The 20117-nt window shown below is 73.2% G+C and carries 14 protein-coding genes; 5 read left to right on the top strand and 9 right to left on the bottom strand.

What is annotated here, in order from left to right; translation table 11 throughout:
- Positions 1 to 253 precede the first annotated feature (253 nt).
- Both IEZ31_RS26530 and IEZ31_RS26525 read right to left on the bottom strand, forming a co-directional pair.
- Positions 254 to 1252 carry an AI-2E family transporter gene (locus IEZ31_RS26530; protein WP_190252694.1) on the bottom strand — a complete coding sequence of 333 codons (999 nt, stop codon included), beginning with the start codon at positions 1250 to 1252 and terminating at the stop codon, positions 254 to 256.
- Positions 1249 to 3936 carry a cation-translocating P-type ATPase gene (locus tag IEZ31_RS26525; RefSeq protein ID WP_190252693.1) on the bottom strand — a complete coding sequence of 896 codons (2688 nt, stop codon included), beginning with the start codon at positions 3934 to 3936 and terminating at the stop codon, positions 1249 to 1251. The genes IEZ31_RS26530 and IEZ31_RS26525 overlap by 4 nt, the downstream gene beginning before the upstream one ends.
- A gap of 252 nt (positions 3937 to 4188) precedes the next feature.
- On the opposite strand from IEZ31_RS26525, the gene IEZ31_RS26520 reads away from it, so the two are divergent.
- Positions 4189 to 4617, top strand: coding sequence for an SHOCT domain-containing protein (locus IEZ31_RS26520; RefSeq protein WP_190252692.1), 429 nt, complete (start codon positions 4189 to 4191; stop codon positions 4615 to 4617).
- Positions 4618 to 4701: 84 nt separating this feature from the next.
- Positions 4702 to 5295 carry an HdeD family acid-resistance protein gene (locus tag IEZ31_RS26515; RefSeq protein ID WP_190252691.1) on the top strand — a complete coding sequence of 198 codons (594 nt, stop codon included), beginning with the start codon at positions 4702 to 4704 and terminating at the stop codon, positions 5293 to 5295.
- 242 nt (positions 5296 to 5537) lie between these two features.
- Here the strand turns inward: IEZ31_RS26515 and IEZ31_RS26510 are convergent, their stop codons facing one another.
- Positions 5538 to 6584 carry an MBL fold metallo-hydrolase gene (locus tag IEZ31_RS26510; RefSeq protein WP_190252690.1) on the bottom strand — a complete coding sequence of 349 codons (1047 nt, stop codon included), beginning with the start codon at positions 6582 to 6584 and terminating at the stop codon, positions 5538 to 5540.
- Entirely contained in the window at positions 6581 to 7192 is a 612-nt protein-coding gene (locus IEZ31_RS26505; protein WP_190252689.1) for a TetR/AcrR family transcriptional regulator, read from the bottom strand. Before IEZ31_RS26505 ends, IEZ31_RS26510 begins: the two co-directional genes overlap by 4 nt.
- 317 nt (positions 7193 to 7509) lie before the next feature.
- Here IEZ31_RS26505 and IEZ31_RS26500 point away from each other — a divergent pair, with 317 nt between their 5' ends.
- A complete protein-coding gene (locus tag IEZ31_RS26500) occupies positions 7510 to 8670 on the top strand; it encodes a DUF1996 domain-containing protein (protein ID WP_190252688.1) in 1161 nt (386 codons plus the stop codon).
- 347 nt (positions 8671 to 9017) lie between these two features.
- Here IEZ31_RS26500 and IEZ31_RS26495 read toward each other — a convergent pair whose 3' ends face one another.
- From IEZ31_RS26495 to IEZ31_RS26475, 5 genes are all read right to left on the bottom strand, one after another.
- Positions 9018 to 11570, bottom strand: coding sequence for a glycoside hydrolase family 2 protein (locus IEZ31_RS26495; protein WP_190252687.1), 2553 nt, complete (start codon positions 11568 to 11570; stop codon positions 9018 to 9020).
- Positions 11567 to 12394: a carbohydrate ABC transporter permease gene (locus IEZ31_RS26490; protein WP_190252686.1), complete on the bottom strand. Its 828-nt coding sequence runs from the start codon at positions 12392 to 12394 to the stop codon at positions 11567 to 11569. The genes IEZ31_RS26495 and IEZ31_RS26490 overlap by 4 nt, the downstream gene beginning before the upstream one ends.
- A complete protein-coding gene (locus IEZ31_RS26485; protein ID WP_190252685.1) occupies positions 12391 to 13323 on the bottom strand; it encodes a carbohydrate ABC transporter permease in 933 nt (310 codons plus the stop codon). Before IEZ31_RS26485 ends, IEZ31_RS26490 begins: the two co-directional genes overlap by 4 nt.
- A 56-nt stretch (positions 13324 to 13379) precedes the next feature.
- Positions 13380 to 14687: an ABC transporter substrate-binding protein gene (locus IEZ31_RS26480; protein ID WP_190252684.1), complete on the bottom strand. Its 1308-nt coding sequence runs from the start codon at positions 14685 to 14687 to the stop codon at positions 13380 to 13382.
- Between the two features lie 921 nt (positions 14688 to 15608).
- A complete protein-coding gene (locus IEZ31_RS26475; RefSeq protein ID WP_190252683.1) occupies positions 15609 to 16454 on the bottom strand; it encodes a LacI family DNA-binding transcriptional regulator in 846 nt (281 codons plus the stop codon).
- 79 nt (positions 16455 to 16533) lie between these two features.
- On the opposite strand from IEZ31_RS26475, the gene IEZ31_RS26470 reads away from it, so the two are divergent.
- The gene (locus IEZ31_RS26470) at positions 16534 to 17760 is read left to right on the top strand and encodes an ROK family transcriptional regulator (RefSeq protein WP_229835864.1); all 1227 of its coding nucleotides are present in this window, start codon (positions 16534 to 16536) and stop codon (positions 17758 to 17760) included.
- Between the two features lie 461 nt (positions 17761 to 18221).
- On the top strand, positions 18222 to 20117 hold a 1896-nt coding region (locus IEZ31_RS26465; protein WP_229835863.1), incomplete at its 3' end, for a DUF1565 domain-containing protein.

The raw sequence follows: 20117 nt of genomic DNA, 5'->3' as shown, positions 1-20117 counted from the left end.
TGGCACAGCTCGTCGGAGAACGCCTCGTAGCGCTGCCGGGCGTCCGCGTCCCGCCAGGCCCGCAACAGCACGACCCCGTCACCGAGCGACGGATCGGGCAACGGCAACGCGGGCACCCGGCCGGTCTACGAACCGGGCCGCTGGACGCGGGCGGCGTCCGCGACCGTCCGCCCCGGCCGGCTCAGCAGACGCGCCCGCCGTCCTCCTGGTCGGGCTTGCCGCCGGAGGTCCACTCGCGCGCACAGCTGCCGGCTCAGGCCTGGTGGCGCGCCGACCACCACGAGCGGGCGATGGCGGCCAGCGGCGGGGCGAGGAAGACCCCGCACAGGCCGCCCAGCGCCGCGCCCAGCACGGTCGCCGCCAGCACCACGACGGGGTGGAGGTTCAGGGCGCGGCCGAAGACGAACGGGCGCAGGATGCCTTCGAGGACGTTCTGGGTGATGAGCACGATCACGACCATCCACACCGCCGTGGTCACGCCGCCCGCGCCGAGGGCCAGCAGCACCGCGAAGATGGCCGCGATCCAGGCGCCCAGGTAGGGCACGAAGGCGGTCACGAAGGTGACGATGGCGATGGTCAGCAGGAACGGCACCCGCAGGATCGCCGCGCCGAGGGTGATGACGGCCGCGTCCATGACCGCCACGACCGTGGTGCCGAGCATGTACCGCCGCAGCTGCGTCGCGGCGCGCTCGACGAGGTCGTGCGGCGGGCCGGCCGCGGCGGGCAGCCGCCGCTCGATCGCGGCGACGCAGCGGGGGCCGTCGCGCAGCATGTAGTACAGCAGGTACACGCCGGCCAGGATGCCGATCGCGACCTGACCGATGAGGATCGCGCCGTTGGCGAACGCGGCGCCGACGCCGAGCAGCGCGGTGCGCCAGGTCGTGGACTTGAGGATGGTCTGCACCGGGTCGGCGCCGATCGCGTCGTGCAGCCGGCGGCCGGCCTCGGCCAGGGCGGGCTTCCAGTCGGAGGCCTGCTGCACCAGCACCCACACCAGCAGGGCGCCGACGATCGCCAGGGCGAGCGGCACGACGATCGCGCCGAGCAGCGACGCCGGCGACGTGGCCAGGCCGAGCCGGCGCAGCCGGGCGACGAGCGGCTGCACCGTTGCGGCGATGACGATCATCATGAGGACGGGCATGACCAGCGGTACCAGCACTCCCACCGCCACCGCGAGCAGCGCCGCGCCGCCGATCGCGCCGGCGACCGACCACCCGGTGCGGCCCAGCCGCGCGAGCCAGCCGGAGCTCACCGGCGCAGCACCGCCTTGCGCACCTCCGTCACGACGAGGACGGACGCGGCGGCCACGACGCAGACCAGCCACTGGGCCAGGTCGAGGTGGACGGTGCCGAGGAGCCGCTGGAAGGGGCCGAGCTCGGTGGCGAGGACGATGGCCAGCAGCGACAGGCCGCTGGCGACCACGAAGCGACGGTCGTCGAAGGTGTCGAGGCTGAACACCGAGCGGGTCTGGCTGCGCACGGTCGCCGAGAGGTAGAGGTTGAGCAGCGAGAACGTGGTCAGGCCCATGGTGCGGGCGGTCTGGCGGCCGTGGGCGGCGTCCGCCCAGGCGAGCACCGCGAGGGTGGTGCCGCCGAGGACGACGCCGAGCACCGCCAGCCAGGCCAGGGTGCGCCCGGGCAGCAGCGCCTCGTCGGCGCCGCGGGGAGGGCGCCGCATGATGTCGGGCTCGGGGCGGCCGTAGCCGAGGCCGATCGCCTGGAACACCTGCGTGGTGAAGTTGACCCACAGCGTCTGCAGCGGCAGGAACGGCACGCCGGCCACGACGCCGAAGATGCCGGCGCCGAGGAACGTGGCGATGAAGCCGATGAGGGCGCCCATCTGGAAGTAGACGTACCGCTTGAGGTTGTCGTACAGCGCCCGCCCGATCGCGACCGCCTTGACGATGGTGGCGAAGTCGTCGTCGGTGAGGATCATCGCGGCGGCTTCCTTCGACACGTCCGTGCCGGTGATGCCCATCGCGATGCCGATGTCGGCGTGCTTGAGCGCCGGCGCGTCGTTGACCCCGTCGCCGGTCATCGCGACGATGTGCCCCTTGCGGCGCAGGACCTCGACCAGGCGCACCTTGTGCTCGGGGGTCACCCGCGCGATGACGCCGATGCCGCCGATCTCGCGCAGCGCCTCGTCGTCGTCCATGGCGGCGAACTCGGCGCCGGTGATGGCCCGGCCGGGGATGCCGAGCTGCCGCGCCACCGCGCCGGCGGTGACCGCGTGGTCGCCGGTGATCATGCGGACCTCGATGCCGGCCGCGTGCGCCCGCGCGATCGCGTCCTTCGCCTGCGGGCGCGGCGGGTCGACGATGCCCGCGAGGGCGAGCAGGGTGAGCCCGTCGAGCTGGCCGAGGAGGTCGTCGTGCGGGTCGAAGCTGCGCGGGTCGAGGTCCTTGCGGGCGGTGGCCATCACGCGCAGGCCCTGGCCGGCCATGCGCTCGTTCTCGGCGAGGTACCGCCGGCGCAGCTCGTCGTCGAGCTCCACGGTCCCGCCGTCGGGCGTCACGACGGTGCCGGCCCGGGCGAGCAGCTGGTCCGGGGCGCCCTTGACGAAGCAGCGCACCACGCCGTCCAGGTGGTGGAATGTGGCCATGAGCTTGTAGGCCGCGTCGAAGGGCACCTCGGCGACGCGGGGGTACCGCTGCCGCGTCGCCGCCACGTCGAGGTGCCCCTTCCCGGCGAGGACGACCAGCGCACCCTCGGTCGGGTCACCCACGAGCCGCCCGTCGGTGACGACCGCGTCGCCGGCCAGCGCCATCGGCAGCAGGAAGGGCTCCAGCGGTACGTCGGGATCGCCGGCCACCCGCCGGATGTCCCCTTCGGCGGCGTAGCCGGTGCCGCTCACCGTGTATCGCCGGCCCGGGATCGCCAGCTCCGTCACCGTCATCTGGTTCAGCGTCAGCGTCCCGGTCTTGTCCGAGTTGATCGCCGACGTGGAGCCGAGCGTCTCGGTCGAGCGCAGGCGCTTGACGATCGCGTTGGACCGGGCCAGCAGCTGCGTGCCGAGCGACAGGATCGTGGTCACCACGGCCGGCAGCCCGGTCGGGATCGCCGAGATCGCGAACGCGATGGCCGCCGTGAGGACGACGTCGAGGGTGTTGCCCCGGGCCAGGCTCAGCGCCACCGACAGCAGCAGGGCGACGCCGGCGACGAGCAGGATCTGGTTGGTCAGCCGGGACAGCTGCCGGGTCAGCGGCGTCGGCGGCTCCTTGCCCTCCTGCAGCATCCCGGAGATGCGTCCGACCTCGGTGGCCATGCCCGTCGCCGTGACGACCATCTCGCCGGTGCCGCGGGTGACGTTCGTGTGCATGTATGCCATGTCGGTCCGGTCGCCGAGCGGCGCCGCGACCGCGGCGACGACCGCGGCGTCCTTGCCGACCGGCACGCTCTCGCCGGTGAGGGCCGACTCGTCGACCTCGAGCCGCGCGCTGCGCACGAGCCGCCCGTCGGCGGGCACCCGGTCGCCGGCCTCGACGAGCACGACGTCCCCCGGTACGAGGTCCTCGGCGGGCACCTCGTCGGCGCGCCCGTCCCGCCGCACCCGCGCCCGGGTGATCATCGCCTGCTGCAGCGCGCTGACCGCGGCGGCGGCCTTGCCCTCCTGCCGCAGCCCGAGCACGGCGTTGAGCAGGGTGAGGGCGACGAGCAGCAGGCCGGTGCCGTACTGCCGGAGCAGGAACATGCTGCCGAGCCCGGCCACGAGCAGCACGATCTGCATCGGGTCGGCGTACTGCCGGGCGAACGCCCGCCACCGCGGCTCCCGCTTGCCCTCGGTGAACCGATTCGGCCCGTAGCCGGCCCGCCGCCGCTCGACCTCGTCGCCGGACAGCCCGGCCTGCGGCTCGACGCGCTCGGCGGCGAGCGCCTCGCCGACCGACAGCGCGTGGAACGGCGGCTCCTGCGTCTCCGGCAACACGGACGTGCCCATGGGCGACCGCCTCCTCGGGTGAGCGACGGCCCGGAACGTACCCGCGCCACGGCCCGCCACCCGCGCCGCCCGGCCGACCACCCGGCCCCGTCACCTGCCCGCGCTGGATCGACGCCACGAAGCGCCGGACGTCGCCCGCCTCCTCGCCCCGCGAAACGTTCACGTCACCCACGGCGGGGGATGCCCGGCGGCGCGGGGAGTACCACGCTGAAGGCACGGGCTAGCCCGCACTTCGGAACCCGGAGGTAGGCGATGGACATTTCGTTCGGCGAGATCCTGCTGTCAACGGTGTGGTTCATGCTGGTGTTCGCCTGGATCTGGCTGATGGTGAGCATCCTGACGGATCTGTTCCGGGATCCGTCGATGTCTGGATGGGGCAAGGCGGCGTGGACGTTGTTCCTCATCGTGTTGCCGTGGATCGGCGCGCTGACCTACCTGATCGCGCGTGGCCGGTCGATGAACGAGCGGGCCGCGGAACGGGCCCGGCAGCAGGAGGCGCGGGTGCGGCAGTACGTGCGCGAGGTGGCGAGCGAACCGGCCGCGACCGCCGCGGCCAGCCCGGGCGACGACCTCGAAAAGCTCGCCGACCTCCGGCAGCGCGGGGTGCTGACCCAGCCCGAGTTCGAACGGGCCAAGGCGGTGCTGCTCGGCTCGAACGGGAACGTGCCGCAGCGGGCCTGACCAGTCACACAGACCAGTCACACTGACCGGGGCGCGGGCTCCCGCAGGGTTCCCGCGCCCTCTCCTCTTGGGAGGTCGTCGCTGATGACCACAGTTCCGAGCCGGGCCACCCTCGCCCGCGGGCGGGTGACCCTTCCCTTCTGGCAGCTGCTGGCCGCCGGGGTGCTGACCGTGCTGTTCGGGGTGGCCGTCCTGGTCTGGCCGCAGGGGACGCTGCGGCTGCTCGGCGTGCTGGCCGGCATCTGGCTGCTCGCCATCGGCCTGACCCGGGTGGTCGGCATGTTCCGGCGTCCGGCCGACGCCGAGCACCGTGTCACGACGCGGCAGCTCGTCGACGGCGCCTTCGGCGTGCTGCTCGTCGTCATCGGCCTGGCCTGCCTGCGCGAGGTCGCCGCCGGCGTCACCGCGGTGGCGGTGCTCCTGGGCCTGGCCTGGTTGATGAGCGGCTTCGCCGAGCTGCTGCTCGGGATGTTCGCCGAGGGCCGCACCCGCACCTGGCTCCTGCTGATCGGCGCCCTGTCGGCCGCCATGGGCATCCTGTTCCTGGCCTGGCCGGGCCTGACGCTCACGGCGCTGGTCCTGCTGACGGGCATCACGGCCCTCGTGATCGGCGTGGCTGAGATCGTGGTCGCGTTCGAGGCCCGCCACTACGCGTCGGAGCTCGCCGCGCACGCGTAGGCCTCAGCCCCGCGCGCCGCCGCCCCCTCCGCGTCGATCTTGCAGTTATGGTGCCGCGACCCTCCCACGATGTCCGGGTTTGTCAGGCACCACAACTGCAAGATCGACGCGGAGGGGGCGCTGCGGGCGGCCCGGAGTGGGGTGTCGGCGGCGGTCGTCGTCGCCACCCACGACCGCCGCCGACCTCGCGGGCTGGCCGACGCTGACCCTCGGGTAGTGGCCGGGACCGCCCGGGCGCCCGGTCAGCGGGCGCCCGGGCGGTGCGACCAGTGCGTCGGCGCGGTGCCGGTGCCCAGCACGGCGCCCGTGGCGGCCAGGTGGTGCAGGTGGGCGAGGGTCTCCGCCAGGGCCATCCGGCGCAGCATGCCCCGCAGGGCGGGCCAGCCGCGCGACCACGTGAGCCGGGCGGCGATGTCCCAGGCGGTCGCCGGCCCGAGGTCGTCGATCGCGCGCAGGATCTCCTCGCCGCGCTCGTCGTGGTGGCGGACCAGGTCGGCGGCGCGGTGGTCGAGGTCCCGGAAACGGTACTCGTGCGCCGGCAGCGCCTCGTCCGCGGCGAACTTCGCGACGTGCTCCAGCGACGCCAGGTAGGCGCCCAGCGGGTCGCCGTCGGTGCCCGCGTGCACGCCGATGTTCGGGCTGATCCGGGGCAGCAGGTGGTCGCCGGTGAGCAGGATGCCGGCGCCCGCCTCGTGCAGGCAGAGGTGGCCGGGCGTGTGGCCGGGGGTCCAGACCGCCCGCACCTCGTGCCGCGCGAGGGGCAGCAGGTCGCCGTCCTCGATCGCGCGGTCCGGCTCGGCCATGGCGAGCATGTCGTCGATGCGCTCCTCGGTGACGGCGAGCCCCGCCGTGTCGGCCGCGGGCACGCCGTGGCGCACCAGCCAGGCGCGGTCGGTGTCCGGGCCGCGGTCGCGCCACACCCGGCCGGGCAGCGTCTGCGCCTCGGCCGGGTGCATGCCGACCCAGGCCCCGCTGCGCTCGCGCAGCCAGCCGCTGAGCCCGTGGTGGTCGGGGTGCACGTGGGTGACGACGACGCCGCCGACGTCCCCGAGGCCGGCGCCCGCCGCCCGCAGCCCGGCGGTCAGCGCCGCCCGCCCCTCGCCGGTGTCCCAGCCGGGATCCACCACGACCGCGCCGGTGTCGTCGAGGAACACATAGCACAGGGTGTACCGCAGGGGATTGTCCGGTATCGGCACGGGAATCGACCACACGTCCGGCCGAACCCGCTCGACCGGCGGCAGGACGCGCTCCTGCCAGGCCTGATGCTGTGCGGTGCCGGTGACGATCACGCGCCGGCCCCGGTCGGCGCGGTGACGGCGTGCAGCAGGAAGTCGACGAGGCGCCGGGCGTGCCCGGCGGTGTCGGCGGCGAGCGCGGCCCGCCGGTCGGGGGGCGTGCTCAGCGCGTGCATCATCGCCCCGCCGATGAGCGTGTCCAGCAGCAGGGTCACCGACGCCGTCGCGGGCAGCTCGCCCCGGTCGATCCCCCGGCGCACGATCGCCCGGGCGGCCCTGATCTGCGCCATCCGCATCGCCTCGTAGTGCTCGCCGACGCCGGGGATCCCGCCGGCCTCCAGCGACAGGCGCAGCGCGGCGCGGCTGGACGGCCCGGCGTAGAGGTCGAGCATCTGCGTCGCCAGCTCGACCAGGTCGCCGTGCAGGGTGCCGGTGTCGACGTCGCTGATGCGGACCAGCCCGGCCGTCAGCGCGTCGGTGAGCAGCGCCTCCTTGGTGTTCCACCGCAGGTACAGCGAGGCCTTGCCGACCCCGGCGCGCCGCGCCACGGTCTCCATCGCGAACCCGGCCCACCCGCCGTCGCCGAACACGTCCAGGGCGGCCTGGGCGATCCGGCGGTCCACCGCAGGGTCGCGGGGCCGGCCCGGGGCCGCTGCGCGCATCGCCATCACCCTATTCCTGAACGATCACCGTCAGAATACGCCCCCGGCACGTGAACGGTGATCGTTCCGGAATGTGACGGGTGCTACAGCAGCGCCGGGTAGTAGCCGACCACGACGCCGGCGGCCGGGGGCAGCAGGGCGAGCAGGAAGTAGGACGACGCCTTCGGGCGGAAGGCGCTCACACCGCGATTCGTGGCACCGCTTCGCCACTTTTTCAGGGTCGCGTTTTAAGGCTGCTTTAGAACGCTAGGGGGTACCCCGGGAGCCGCCTACGATCACCCGCGGCCGTGGTGTTTCCGCCGTTGGGGGAGTTGTCCGTGTCGCACGCCTCGTTCCACGAACCGTCGCGCCCGCGCGTGCTCGGACGGCGGGCCCTGGTGGCCGGCGTCGCCGCCGTCGTGGCGGTCGTCGTTGTCGTCGGCGCGGTGTATTTCTCCGGCGGTACCGCCGAGCCCCGTCCCGCCGGCGCGCTCGAAGGCATCGCTTCCGCTGCCACGCCGTCCGATGCGGCAGCCCTGTCGGCGGCCGGTGCCCCGGCCTCCGTGGCGCCCTCTTCGGCGGCGGCGGCGACGACGAAGGCGCCCGTCGCCGCCGGCGGCTGGGTGCCGGTCGACCCCGCGGCCTGGAAGGCGCAGGCCGACGCCTACCGGGCCCTGGCCGCCGACCCCGTGCCGGCCGGGGTGGGCAACCTGCCGGAGTTCCGGGCCGACTGCCAGTACAGCCACTCGCTGGCCGACGACCCGATCGTCTTCCCCGGCCTGCCGGGCGCGTCGCACATGCACTCGTTCGTCGGAAACAAGGCCGCCGACGCGGGCACGGTGCCCGAGGACCTCATGAAGTTCACGGCCACGACCTGCAAGCCGGTCCAGGACCACTCCGCGTACTGGGTGCCGACGCTCTACGACAACGCCACCGGCAAGCCGGTCGAGACCACCGGGTTCCGGGTGTACTACCGCTCGCTCATGAACACCTCGGCGGGCCAGATGCCGATGCCGACCGGGCTGCGCATGATCTCCGGCGACGCGAAGAAGCGGCAGCCGACCCCGCGGGGCGCGAAGGGCCAGTTCTACTGCGCCTTCTACGGGCCCGGCGACCTCGACGGCATCGCCCGCAGCACCAACGGGAACTGGCCCGTCTGCGGCGGCACCGCGACCCTGCACTTCATGATGCAGTTCCCGGACTGCTGGGACGGCAAGCACCTGGACAGCCCCAACCACAAGGACCACGTGGCGTTCGGCTCGGGCAACGCCTGCCCGGCCAGCCACCCGGTGAAGATCCCGGCGATCACGTTCGACATCCAGTACGGCGCGAAGGGCACCCCGGAGGGCTACTACCTCTCGTCCGACAAGGAGGGCAAGAGCGCCTCCTCGATGCACGGCGACGCGTTCGTCGTGTGGGACGTCGAGACGATGAACAAGCGCACCAAGAACTGCGTCCAGCAGCGGCGGACCTGCGACAACGACGGCTACCAGCAGTAGCGGGGATCTTGTCGTACCCGGGGGCTATGTTGTCGCGGACGACGGGCCTCGGGAGGTTCAGGCACCTGTTCCTGACCGCCGACGGCCGTGACCACGCCGTGGTCTGCTCGTCGGGCTGAGCGCCGGCGGCCACTCGGTGACGGGCTAGCGCAGAGCCGGGCCTGCGCGGCGTGCGGCGTCGAGACGCTCGCCCCGACGAACGCCAGCGCCACCGGAGCGCGTGGCGACCAGGCCGGGGCCGGCGCAGTGGCGGCGGGGTCAGCGGCCCGTGCCGGGCGTGGAGGTCACCCCACGCCCGGCGGTTTCAGGTGCCCTGCGCCGCGGAGAAGCCCCGCGGCGAGGGCGGGTCAGGTGGTCAGCTCGCCGGCCGAGCGGACCGCCAGGTCGAGCACCGCGTCCTGCAGCGACGCGGCCGGCGGGAGCGGCCGGCCGTCCCGGCGGGTGACCCGGAAGACGTGCCGCTCGCCCGGCAGGAGCGTGACGAGGGCGTCGTCGACCACCAGGTCGGCCGGTCGCAGGCCGAGCGGCTCGGCGAGCCGGTCGGCGAACACGCACACGTCGCGCAGCAGCGTCACCGCCGTGACCGCCACCCGCAGGGCGCCCTCGACCACGGCCACGTCGAGGCGCCGGGACGGGGGCAGGGGCGACAGGTCGCGGTCGGGGCGGTACGTCCACGTGGTGCGCGTGCCGTCCGCCTCGACGACGAGCAGTTCGGCGGCCGGGTCGCCGCACGTGGCGACCGACGGGTCGATCGCCGTGCGGACCACCGCGCCCGGCTCGCAGGGGACGCTCAGGCGGGTCCGGGCCAGCTCACGGCCGTCCAGGCCGACGCGGCGGACCACGACGTCCGGCTGCCACGCCGTCGAGGTGTCGTTGACGAGGGCCAGCACGAGGCCCGCGTCGCCGGCCGGGTCGTGGGTCGGTCCCGGGCGGACCGGCTGCACCGTCGCCAGGCGCGGCGCGAAGGAGTGGCGCAGCGCGTGCCACAGCGGCTTCTCGATGCCGGCGTGGTCGACGGCGGACCAGCTGATCGCCGGCCAGCAGTCGTTGAGCTGCCAGATCACCACGCCGGCGCAGCGGTCGCGGGAGCGGAGCCACTCCACGCCGGCGGCGACGGCGCGGGCCTGGACGAGCTGGGTCGCGAAGTGCCAGTCGGGCCCGGCGGCCGGGGTGGGCAGGTGCGGCTGCAGGCCGCGGGTCAGCTTGTGCAGGCCGTCGATCGCGCGCAGGTGGTGGCGCGTGAGCGGCGAGTCCGGGCCGGGGGTCTCGCCGCCGAGGACCCGTTCGAGGGTCGTCCACGCCGCCGGGCCGCACCAGCCCATCTCGGCGACGAACGCCGGGTCGTGGTCGCGGTAGTGAACGTAGTCGGCGGCGTTCCAGGCGTCCCACAGGTGCGACGGGCCGTGCGTGTCGGCGAGTGGGTCCCGATCGAGCGTGCCGGACCACGGGGAGTTCGGCAGGTACGGGCGGGTCGGGTCGAGGCGGGCCAGCACGCTCGGGAGCACGTCGAGGTAGTAGGCGGCGCCCCAGCCGCGGGTGCCGAGCTGGTCGGCCCAGCCCCAGTGGTGCCGGCCGAGCACGGTCTCGTTCCCGCCGCACCACAGCACCAGGCTCGGGTGGGCCGACATCCGGGCCACCGCCTGCTCGGCCTCGGCGGTGACGAGCGCGGTCATGTCGCCGTCCTCGCAGTACGCGGCGCAGGCGAAGAGGAAGTCGTGCCAGACGAGCACGCCGCGCTCGTCGCAGGCTTCGAGGAACTCCTCGGTGGCGAAGTGCCCGCCGCCCCAGACGCGCAGCAGGTTGGCGTTGCCGGCGACGGCCTGGTCGATGCGGGCCGCCACCCGCGCCGGCGTGGCGCGGCTGGGCAGGGTGTCGTCGGGGATCCAGTTGTACCCGCGCACCCGCACCGGGCGGCCGTTGACGACGAGCGCCCACCGCGTGCCGGCGTCGTCCGGCGACTCGTCGAGCGCGACCGATCGCAGTCCGATGTGGACGGACGCGGTGTCCAGTGTGGTACCGCCGTGGTCGAGCTCGGCCCGCAGGAGGTACCGGGGCTGGCCGCCGAGGCCGACCGGCCACCACAGCTCCGGCCCGACGACGAGCAGCGTGATGGCGACCTCGTCCCCCGCGACGACCCCCGTGCCCGCCGCGGCCAGCCCGCCGGCCGGGTCGGCCAGCTCGACCCGCACCCGTGCCCCGGCCGGCGCGTCGACCCGGACGTGGGCGGTGACGTGCGCGACGCCGTGGTCGGCGTCGAGCCGGACGAGCGGCCGGACGTGCTCGATCCGGCCGGTGTACGTCTCCAGGCGGATGCCGCGCCAGATGCCGGCGGTGACGAAGTGCGGTCCCCAGTCCCAGCCGAAGTTCGCGGCGGCCTTGCGCACGTGCGCGTACGGCTCGTCGTACGGGCTCGGCAGCGGCCCGTGCGCGCGCTCGTGCTCCCGGGCGGCGTCCCAGGCCGAGGCGAAGCGCACCTCGACCACGTTGTCGCCCGGCCGCAGCGCGTCGCCGACCGGCCACCGGTGCGCGAGGTGCTGGTCCCGGGCGGCGCCGACCAGCCGCCCGTTGACCAGCACCTCGGCGACGGTGTCCAGGCCGTCGGCGACGAGGTCGGTGCGGGCGCCCGGCGCCGCCGCCGACCAGTGCACGCTCCTGCGGTACACCCACTGCGAATGGCCGACCCACGACTGGGCGAGCTCGCCCCATCCGCTGTCCGGGTCGGGGATGAGGCCCGCGGCGAGCAGGGCGGTGTGGACCTCGCCGGGCACCTGGGCCGGGACGGCCGCCCCGCGGACGGCCGGGGGCGCGTCGTCGGGGCCGCCCGCCCAGCTGAGCTCCCAGACGCCCGCGAGGTCGAGGCGGGTGGCGGTGGCGGCCGTCGCCTGCGTGGTGAGCGTCATCCCTTGACCGCCCCTGCGGTGAGCGCCTCCTGCATGCGGCGGCTGGCCAGCGCGTACGCGACGTAGACCGGCAGCAGGGTCAGCACGGTGCCGGCGGTGAGCACGCCGAAGTTGGTAGCGTCGGAGACGAGCGTCGGCAGGGCCACCTGCACGCTGCGCACGCCGGGTGCGGTACCGGTGATGGTCAGGGAGAACAGGTACTCGTTCCAGAAGGTGAGCAGTTGCAGGATCGTCACGCTGACCACTCCGGGCATCGCGATGGGCAGGTACACGTTGGCGAGCAGCCGCCGGTGACCGGCGCCGTCGAGGGCGGCCGACTCCACCAGCGCCGGTGGCACCGTCCGCATGAACTGGGTCAGCAGCAGTACCGAAAGCGGCAGCGCGCTGGCCGGCAGGAAGAGCATCTGGAACTCGCGGGTGTAGAACAGGTCGAGCTTGATGGCGAGGACCACGGTCGGGATCAGCGCCGCGAACGGCGGGATGAGGAACCCGGCGGAGAACGTCCCGGTGATGACCCGCGACAGGCGGTTGTCCCGGCGGGCGAGGGCATACGCCGCCGGCACCGCGAGGCCGAGCGTGAGGGCGATCGCGACGGCCGAGACGAGCAGCGAGTTGAACAGCGCCTGTCCCAGATCGGCGCTGCGCCAGGCGTTGGCGAAGTTGCCCCACAGCCAGCGCTGCGGCAGCGCGAACGGCCGCGTGAAGATCTCGATGTTGGTCTTGAGCGCGCTGACGGCGAGGTAGTAGAGCGGCGCCGCGAGCAGCAGCGCGTAGAGCCAGGACAGGACGGTCGCGAGCGGGTGTCGCTGACGTTGGGCGGTCATCGGTTGTGCTCCAGGGAACTGCGCAGCAGCGTGCGGATGAGGGCCATCCCGGCGATGCCGAGGACGAGGAGGACGACGCCGACCACCTGGCTGTAGCCGAGGTCGCGCTGGGCGAATGCCTTCGCGTACACCAGGTACGAGAGCGTCGTCGACGAGGTGCCGGGCCCGCCCTTCGTCAGCAGCAGGATCAGGGCGGCCGAGGTGAAGAGCGTCCAGAGGTACTGCAGCATCGTGAGCGTCCGCACGTAGTCCTTGACCATCGGGAACGCGATCTGCCACATGACCCGCAGGCGCCCGGCCCCGTCGATGCGCGCCGCCTCGATGACGTCGGGCGGCAGGCTGGACAGGCGCGCGGCGAACAGCACCGCGGTCCAGCCGACGCCGCGCCACAGGTCGATGGCGATGAGGCTCGGCAGCGCCGTGGCCGGGTCGGCGAGCCACGGGGTGACCAGGCTGTCGAGCCCGGCCAGGCGCAGCACGCCGTTGACGCCGCCGTCCGGGGACAGCACCCCGTAGAAGATCATGCCGGTGACGGAGATCGAGATGAGGCCGGGGGAGAAGTACAGCACCGACAGCACGCGGTATCCGCGCGGCCTGGTGTGCAGGTGGTACCCCAGCATGAAGGCGAGCGGGATCATCACCGGGATGACGACGGCGACCTGGATCGTGCTGTTGCGGACGGCGTCGTAGAAGGTGGGATCGGCGAAGACCTTGCGGAGGTTCTCGGTGCCGGTGTAGGTCGGCTCGTACAGCAGGCCCTTCCAGCGCAGGGTGGCGATGACGAACATCGCGGCGAGCGGGCCGACGGCGAAGACGGCGAACCAGACCAGGGCCGGGACGGTCAGCCAGAGGACGTGCGACGGGCCTCTTCGCTTGCTGGTCGGCGTTCGTACTGCGGTGGGACGGGCGAGGGTGCTGGTGGATGACATCGCTTTCCTTCGCTGTTGCGGGGGCCGCGGGTCGTGCGGCCCCCGCTTCGTCGGTGTCAGCCCTTGGTGGCCGTGTCCAGGCCGGCGCAGATCTGCTGCGGCGTCGACTTGCCGTAGGCGCCGGTGAGGACCTGGATGATCCGGTCCGACGCCGAGCCGATCCAGACGTCGGGCAGCACGGCGTAGTCGACGGTGCTGTCGAGACCCAGCGACTGGGACAGCAGCGGGTTGGTGGCGTACGAGGCGAAGTCGCCGGTCGTCGGTGGCAGGATGCCCGAGTCCTTGACGAAGTCGCCGACCGCCGTGTCGGCGTAGAACTTCGTCACCAGCTTGCGCACGTTGTCGATCCGGTCCGGCTCGGCGCCGCGCTTGGTGATCATGAAGCCGACGCCGGTGAAGCCGCGGAACGCGGTCGGCTTCTTGAACGTCGAGCCACTCGGCACGGGGAAGCCACCCAGCGTCGTGCGCTTGTCGATGCCGGTGCCCGCCGCCGTCGACTCGGTGTACGCCCACGAGCCGGCCGGCATGATCGCGGCCTTGCCCGAGTAGTAGGCGGCGTACATGCCGTCGGCGATGAGCCCGGCCGCGTTGTCGACGAACACGCCGGCGTCGCGCAGCTGCGTGAACAGCTTGATGCCGTCGAGGACCTTCTCCGTGCTGCAGTAGCCGCCCTTCTGCATGACCTGCTGCATGGTCTTCGCGTCGGTGTACGACTGGGCGATCTGGTAGAAGAGCTTCTGCCCGGTCCAGTCGTTGCCGCCGACGGCGAGCGGCCCGATGTTCGCGGCGCGCAGCTTGCCCGCCGCGGCGACGAGCTCGTCGGTGGTGGCCGGGATCCTGTCGACGCCGGCCTGCTTGAGCAGGTCGGTGTTGTACCAGAGCGGCCAGCTGAACCCGGAGAACGGCAGCCCCTGCAGCTCGCCGCCGGCGGCCCCGCCGACCCGCCACTCGTCGAGCGCCGCGGGCTTGAGCTTGCCCTCGAGCCCCCATTCCTTCACGTACTTGTCGGCGTTCACGGTGACGCCCGCGTCGAGCCAGCCGAGCGTCTTGTCGAACAGGTTGACGATCACGACGTCGGGCGACTTGCCGGCGGCGACGGCGTTCTCGACCTGGTCGTCGATGGTCTCCAGTCCCTCGGTCACGTTCACCTTGATCCCGGTCTCGGCGGTGAACGCCTGGAGGACCCGGTTCTGGGCGGCCGCGGCGGAGTTCCCGGCCGACCAGCGGGTGACGATGTCGATAGCGTCGCTGCTGGCCGCGCTGTCGTCGCCGCCACAGGCGACGAGCGTGGGTGCGAGCGCGAGGGCACTGACGACGAACGCGGCCACGGTGCGCAGGGACCGTGGCCTGGTGCGGTGGTCCATGGGGCTTCCTCAACTTTTCACGCGGTGTCAGTGGGCAGGGCAGGGCGCAGCGCCGTCGATCGGGGTCGATCGGCGCTGATGCATGTGGGGCGTGCGCCGGGCAGGGTGTGACCCGGTCTGGACGTACTCGGCGGCGAACGTTCTGGGGTGTACCGGGCGCGCGCCGCAGGTGCGTACTTCGGCGGTGCTGCTTGCGTTTTGGTCGGCGTTGCTCGTCCGTCGACGGCGGTTGCCGCTCGTCGTCGGGGTGCTGCCCTTTGGGGTGCTGCGTCGGCTGTGCTGCCTTCGCGGTGCTGCCTTCGGGGCGCTGCGGGGTGCCGCGTCGGCTGTGCTCGTTGCCCTTGTTCGGCGTCGCTCGCCTGACAGCCTCCTTGACGCCCCCGCCGAAGTCAATAACAAAGATTAGTAATCTATGAAAGTGCTGGCGATGAAGGCCGCGGCAAGACACGCCCAGCGACGCGCGGCCCATGGCGCGGCGGCGCGCCTCCGGCCCATGGTGCGGCGGTGCGCGGCCCATGGCGCGGCGGCGCGGTGCCGACCGAGCCGCCTTTCATGATCGCGGACGTTTTTGTCTCGTATGGGGACGGGAAACGTCCGTGATCATGCAACGGGTTGGGCAACGGCCGTGCCGGGTGTGTCCCGCCCCGCAGCCGTCGGCCGGGTTGCCCGGCTGCCGCATGACGCGCGCGATCTTGGACTTGTGGTCCCGAACTTATCCCCTTTGTCGGATATTTCCGGGACCACAACTCCAAGATCGGCGCGACGAGACGCGGCGCGACGCGGGGCAAGGCGGGGCGGGATAGGGCAAGGCGGGAAAGGGCAAGGCGGGGCAGGGCAAGGCGGGGCGGGGCAGGGGCGGGGCGGGGGCGGGGCGGGGCTGGGCGCCGAGCGGTGCGGCGTTCGGCGGGGGCGGGGCGGCGGCTAGCGGCTGGAGCCGCGGACCGTCAGGCGGGCCGGGGGAGCGTTGACGGTGGCGGTCGGGGCGCCGGCCAGGGCGTCGGCCAGCGTGTGGCCGACCAGCTCGCCGAGCTCCTGGACGTCGTGGCTCACGGCGCTGAGCGGTGGCGCGGCCAGCTGGCACAGCGCCGAGTCGTCCCACGCGACCAGGGACAGGTCGTCCGGCACCGCCAGGCCGCGGCGGGCCGCCTCGTGCAGGGCGCCCAGGGCCATCACGTCGTTGTCGAAGACCAGGGCCGTCGGGCGCTGGGTGAGGGCGGCCAGGGAGGCGACCGCGCGGACCCCCGCCGCCTCCGAGTAGTCGCCGTCGAACGACGTCGTGCGCGCGCCCAGCGACGCGGCGGCCGTCTCGAACGTGCCGCGGCGGATGATCGTGTGGGCCATCTGGGCCGGGCCGGCGACGTGGCCGAGGTGCGTGTGGCCGCCGCGGACCAGGGCCGTGACCACGTCGCGCATGGCCACGTCGTCCTGGGTCCACACCGTCGGCAGGCCGCCGGCGGTGACCGGGTCGCCGATGACGACTGTCGGCATGCGCAGGCGGCGGACCAGGGCCACGCGTTCGTCGTCGGGGAGCAGGTCGATGAGGATCATGCCCTGGACCTGGCCGTGCTGGGCCCAGGCCCGCATCCGGTCGCCGGCCTGGGCGACGGTGGCGACGACCTGCAGCAGCACCGGAACGCCCAACGGCACCAGGATCCGCTCGATGCCCGCGATGAACTCGTGGAAGAACGGCTCCGCGCCGAGGACCTCGGCGTCGCGCACGAGGGCGAGGCCGACCGGCGTCCCCGGCCTGGGCGCTGCTGTCGCCATGATCCCTCCCGCATCGTCTAGCCTCGTCCCCGTACCGTAGTCGTGCGACAGCGTACGGCGAGACGAGAGGCGGTTGGCGGTGGCACGACGGGAGGCGGCGGCCGCGGGGCCCGGCAGCCGCGCGCTCATCGTCGACCTCATCCGCTCCTCCGGGCCGATCAGCCGGGTCGAGCTGGTCAAGGCCACCGGGCTCACGCAGCCCACGATCTCGAACATCGTGCGCCGGCTGATCGACGACGGGGTCGTGCGCGAGACCGGCGACACGGTCGCGACGCGGGGCAAGCCGCGCACCATGCTCGTCATCAACTCCCGCGCCGCGTACGGGGTCGGCATCCACGTCGGCGCCGACACCCTGACCTGCGTCGTCACCGACACCCGCGGCGGCACGGTCGGCCGGCAGCTCGTCGCCGGCCCGGCCGACGGGAAGCCGGCGTCCGTGGTCGACCGGCTCGCCACGCTGTACCGCGACGTCACCGACGGCCTCGGCCTGCCACCGCAGAGCGTGGCCGGCATGGCCGTCGTCGGCCCGGGCCCGGTGGACGTGGCGCGGGGCCGCTTCCTGGCGCTGCCGGGCCTGCCGCCCCGGCCCGACCTCGACCTGGCGCACGCGCTGAGCGGCCGGCTCGGCGTGCCGGTCCTCGTCGACACCGACGCCGCGGCCGCCGCGATCGGGGAGTTCTGGGGCCGGCAGATCTCGCGCGACCGCACGTTCGGCTGCCTGTACATGAACTCGGGCATCGGCTCCGGCGTCGTGCTCGACGGCGCCCTGCACCGCGGCGCCAGCTCCAACGCGGGCAAGATCGGCCACCTGCGGGTGGTCCGCGCCGGCGAGCCCTGCCGCTGCGGCGGCCACGGCTGCCTGGAGCAGGTGGCCGCGCCGCACCGCCTGGTCGCCCGGGCCCGGGCCACCCGGGGCCTGGCCGACCGCCTGCGCATCCACCCGGCCGACCCGGACGCGAGGGCCTTCGACGTCCTGGCGAGAGCGGCCATCTACGGCGACGCCGAGGCCCGCGCGTTCATCGACGAGTCGGCGACCCTGCTCGCCGAGGGCGCGGTGACCCTGGCCAACCTGTGGGACCTCGACACGCTGGTCCTGGCGGGCCCGGGCTTCGCGGTGGCCGGCTCGATCTACGTGACCGAGATCCGCCGCCGGCTGGCGGCCCAGGCCTTCGCCCGCGACGTGCACGAGGTCCACGTCGACCTGTCGAGCAACCCGCGCGACTCGGCCGCGATCGGCGGCGCGGCCCTGGTCCTGCAGGGTTCGGTCGCTCCCGGCCACGGCCCGCAGGTCGCCGCCCTGATCTAGGTCGCCGCCTCCCGCGCCCCGGGCCTCCCCGTGCGCGGCGGGTCGCGGCGTTCATCCGGACCCGAGGCGCAGGTGGGCGTCCGGTCGCCGCGCCGATGCCGACCTCGGCCCCCGGTTGACGTGGGGGCGGAGCGCCCTTAGATTGCTTCGCAAGTACGAGAGCATAGATTAATTATTTAAGTCTGCAATCGCGCCGCGGGCACGGCCGCCATCCGTGGGCCGGCGGGCGATGCACTCCGGGCGCGGCGCCGGTGCACGGCGGCCGCGCAGCAGACGACGCGACGGCGCGCTGACGTCACCGGGGCCACCCACCACCGCCTCGTCGAGCACACCTCGGCCGAGGTCGTCCCGTCGTGGGCGCCCGTCGTGGGCGTCCGTCGTGGGCGCCTCGTCGAGGACGGCTCGGCAAGACGTTGCCGACGCATGCCCCGCCCCCCGCTCCCCTCCGCTGAAGGAGCCCCATGACCCACCGCAGGATCACGTCGCTGTGCGCGGTCGCCGGTGCGTTCGCCCTCGTGGCGGTCGCGGTGCCGGTGCTCGCGGCCCAGCCGGCCGCGGCCGCCGTGCGCACCATCCACGTCGCGAAGAACGGCAACGACGCCAACGCCGGCACGCAGGCCGCGCCCTACCTGACGATCAACCGCGCCGCCCAGGACGCGCAGCCGGGCGACACCGTCGTCGTGCACGCCGGCCTCTACCGCGAGACCGTCAAGCCCGCCCGCGGCGGCACCGGCGAGACCGCCCGCATCACGTACACCAACGCCGGCGACGGCGACGTCGTCATCAAGGGATCCGAGGAGATCAACAGCTGGGTGCGCACCAGCGGCAACGTGTGGAGCGTCAGCCTGCCCGGCAGCTTCTTCGGCGCGTACAACCCGTACGCGACCGGCCAGCCGCAGGGCGGCGGGGACGCCACGTTCCCCGGCTACACCGCCGGTGACGTCTACCTGAGCGAGCAGGCGTACTACGAGAAGCCGGCCCTGAGCGACGTCCAGTCGGCGGCGAACACGTGGTACTCGCAGGTCTCCGGCGGTACCACCACCATCTGGGCGAACTTCGGCACCGCCGACCCGAACGCCAAGCTGGCCGAGATCAACGTGCGCCGGCAGATCTTCGCCCCCGACGTGTGGGGCCTCGGCTACATCACCGTCCGCGGGTTCACCATGAACCAGGCGGCCGGCACCTACTCCGACTTCCCGAGCAGCCCGTCGCGGCGGCAGGCGGGCGCGATCAGCGTGTACGGCGGCCTGCGCTGGATCATCGAGCAGAACGTCGTGCTCAACGCGCGGACCATCGGCATCGACATCGGCCTCGGCTGCGACGAGTGGGCGGGCAACCGGCCCGGCACCACCCGCACGCACTTCCGCGACACCGCGAAATACGGCTCGCACGTGGTGCGCAACAACTACATCGGCAAGGCCGGCCAGTCCGGGATCGCCGGCGTGTTCTCGTGGAACTCCGACATTCTCTACAACATGATCGAGGACACCAACTACCGCAACGAGTTCAGCGGCGCGGAGACGGCCCCGATCAAGGTCCACTACATGAACGAGGGCCTCATCAAGGGCAATTACATCAAGAGCTCGAAGGGCGGCAACTCGGCCGGCATCTGGACCGACTGGGGCAACCAGAACGTCCGCGTCACCGGCAACATCGTCATGAACACGCCGTGGGGGTACTACGCGGAGGCCATCCACGGCCCGATCCTCGTCGACAACAACGTGTTCATCGGCAACAGCGACATCCGCACGCTGGACGCCACCGGCGTCGTGTTCGCGAACAACCTCTTCATCGACAACGGCCGCATCAACATCGACGGCAGCGGGCGCGACGCCTACTACTTCCAGCCGGGCACGATGAACGAGTCGACCGCGCTCACCAGTCCGCAGAAGTTCTTCTGGTACAACAACCTCGTCCAGGGTTCGACGCTGCCCGACAACGCGACCGGCAAGACGCACGTCAAGGAGGGCAACTTCACCGGCGCGCTGTCGAACGTGCGGTACACCGCGACGAACACCCAGATGTCGCTCAGCTTCGATCTCAACGCGACGGGCATCTCGGGCCTGACCCCGGCAACGAGGAGCCGCGTCGGCGTCATCCCGCGCGCGAACGAGAGCATCGCGGCCGACGTCACCACCGACTTCTTCGGCGCGCCGGTCGCCACCACCAACACGATGGCCGGCCCGTTCGCGAACGCGCGCGGCGGCGCCAACACGTTCACGCTGTGGCCGCCCGCCGGGCAGACCGTGCCGAAGCCGCCGGCGCCGCCGTCGGACGTGCCGGTGAACCTGGCCCGCAACGCCGGCGCCCGGGCGACCGCGTCCTACCAGGACGGTGCGCTGACCGCCGCGAACGCC

Origin of the sequence: Dactylosporangium sucinum (genome assembly GCF_014647515.1) — a bacterium.
Lineage (GTDB): Bacteria > Actinomycetota > Actinomycetes > Mycobacteriales > Micromonosporaceae > Dactylosporangium > Dactylosporangium sucinum.
This window is presented reverse-complemented; position numbering and strand designations above follow the sequence as displayed.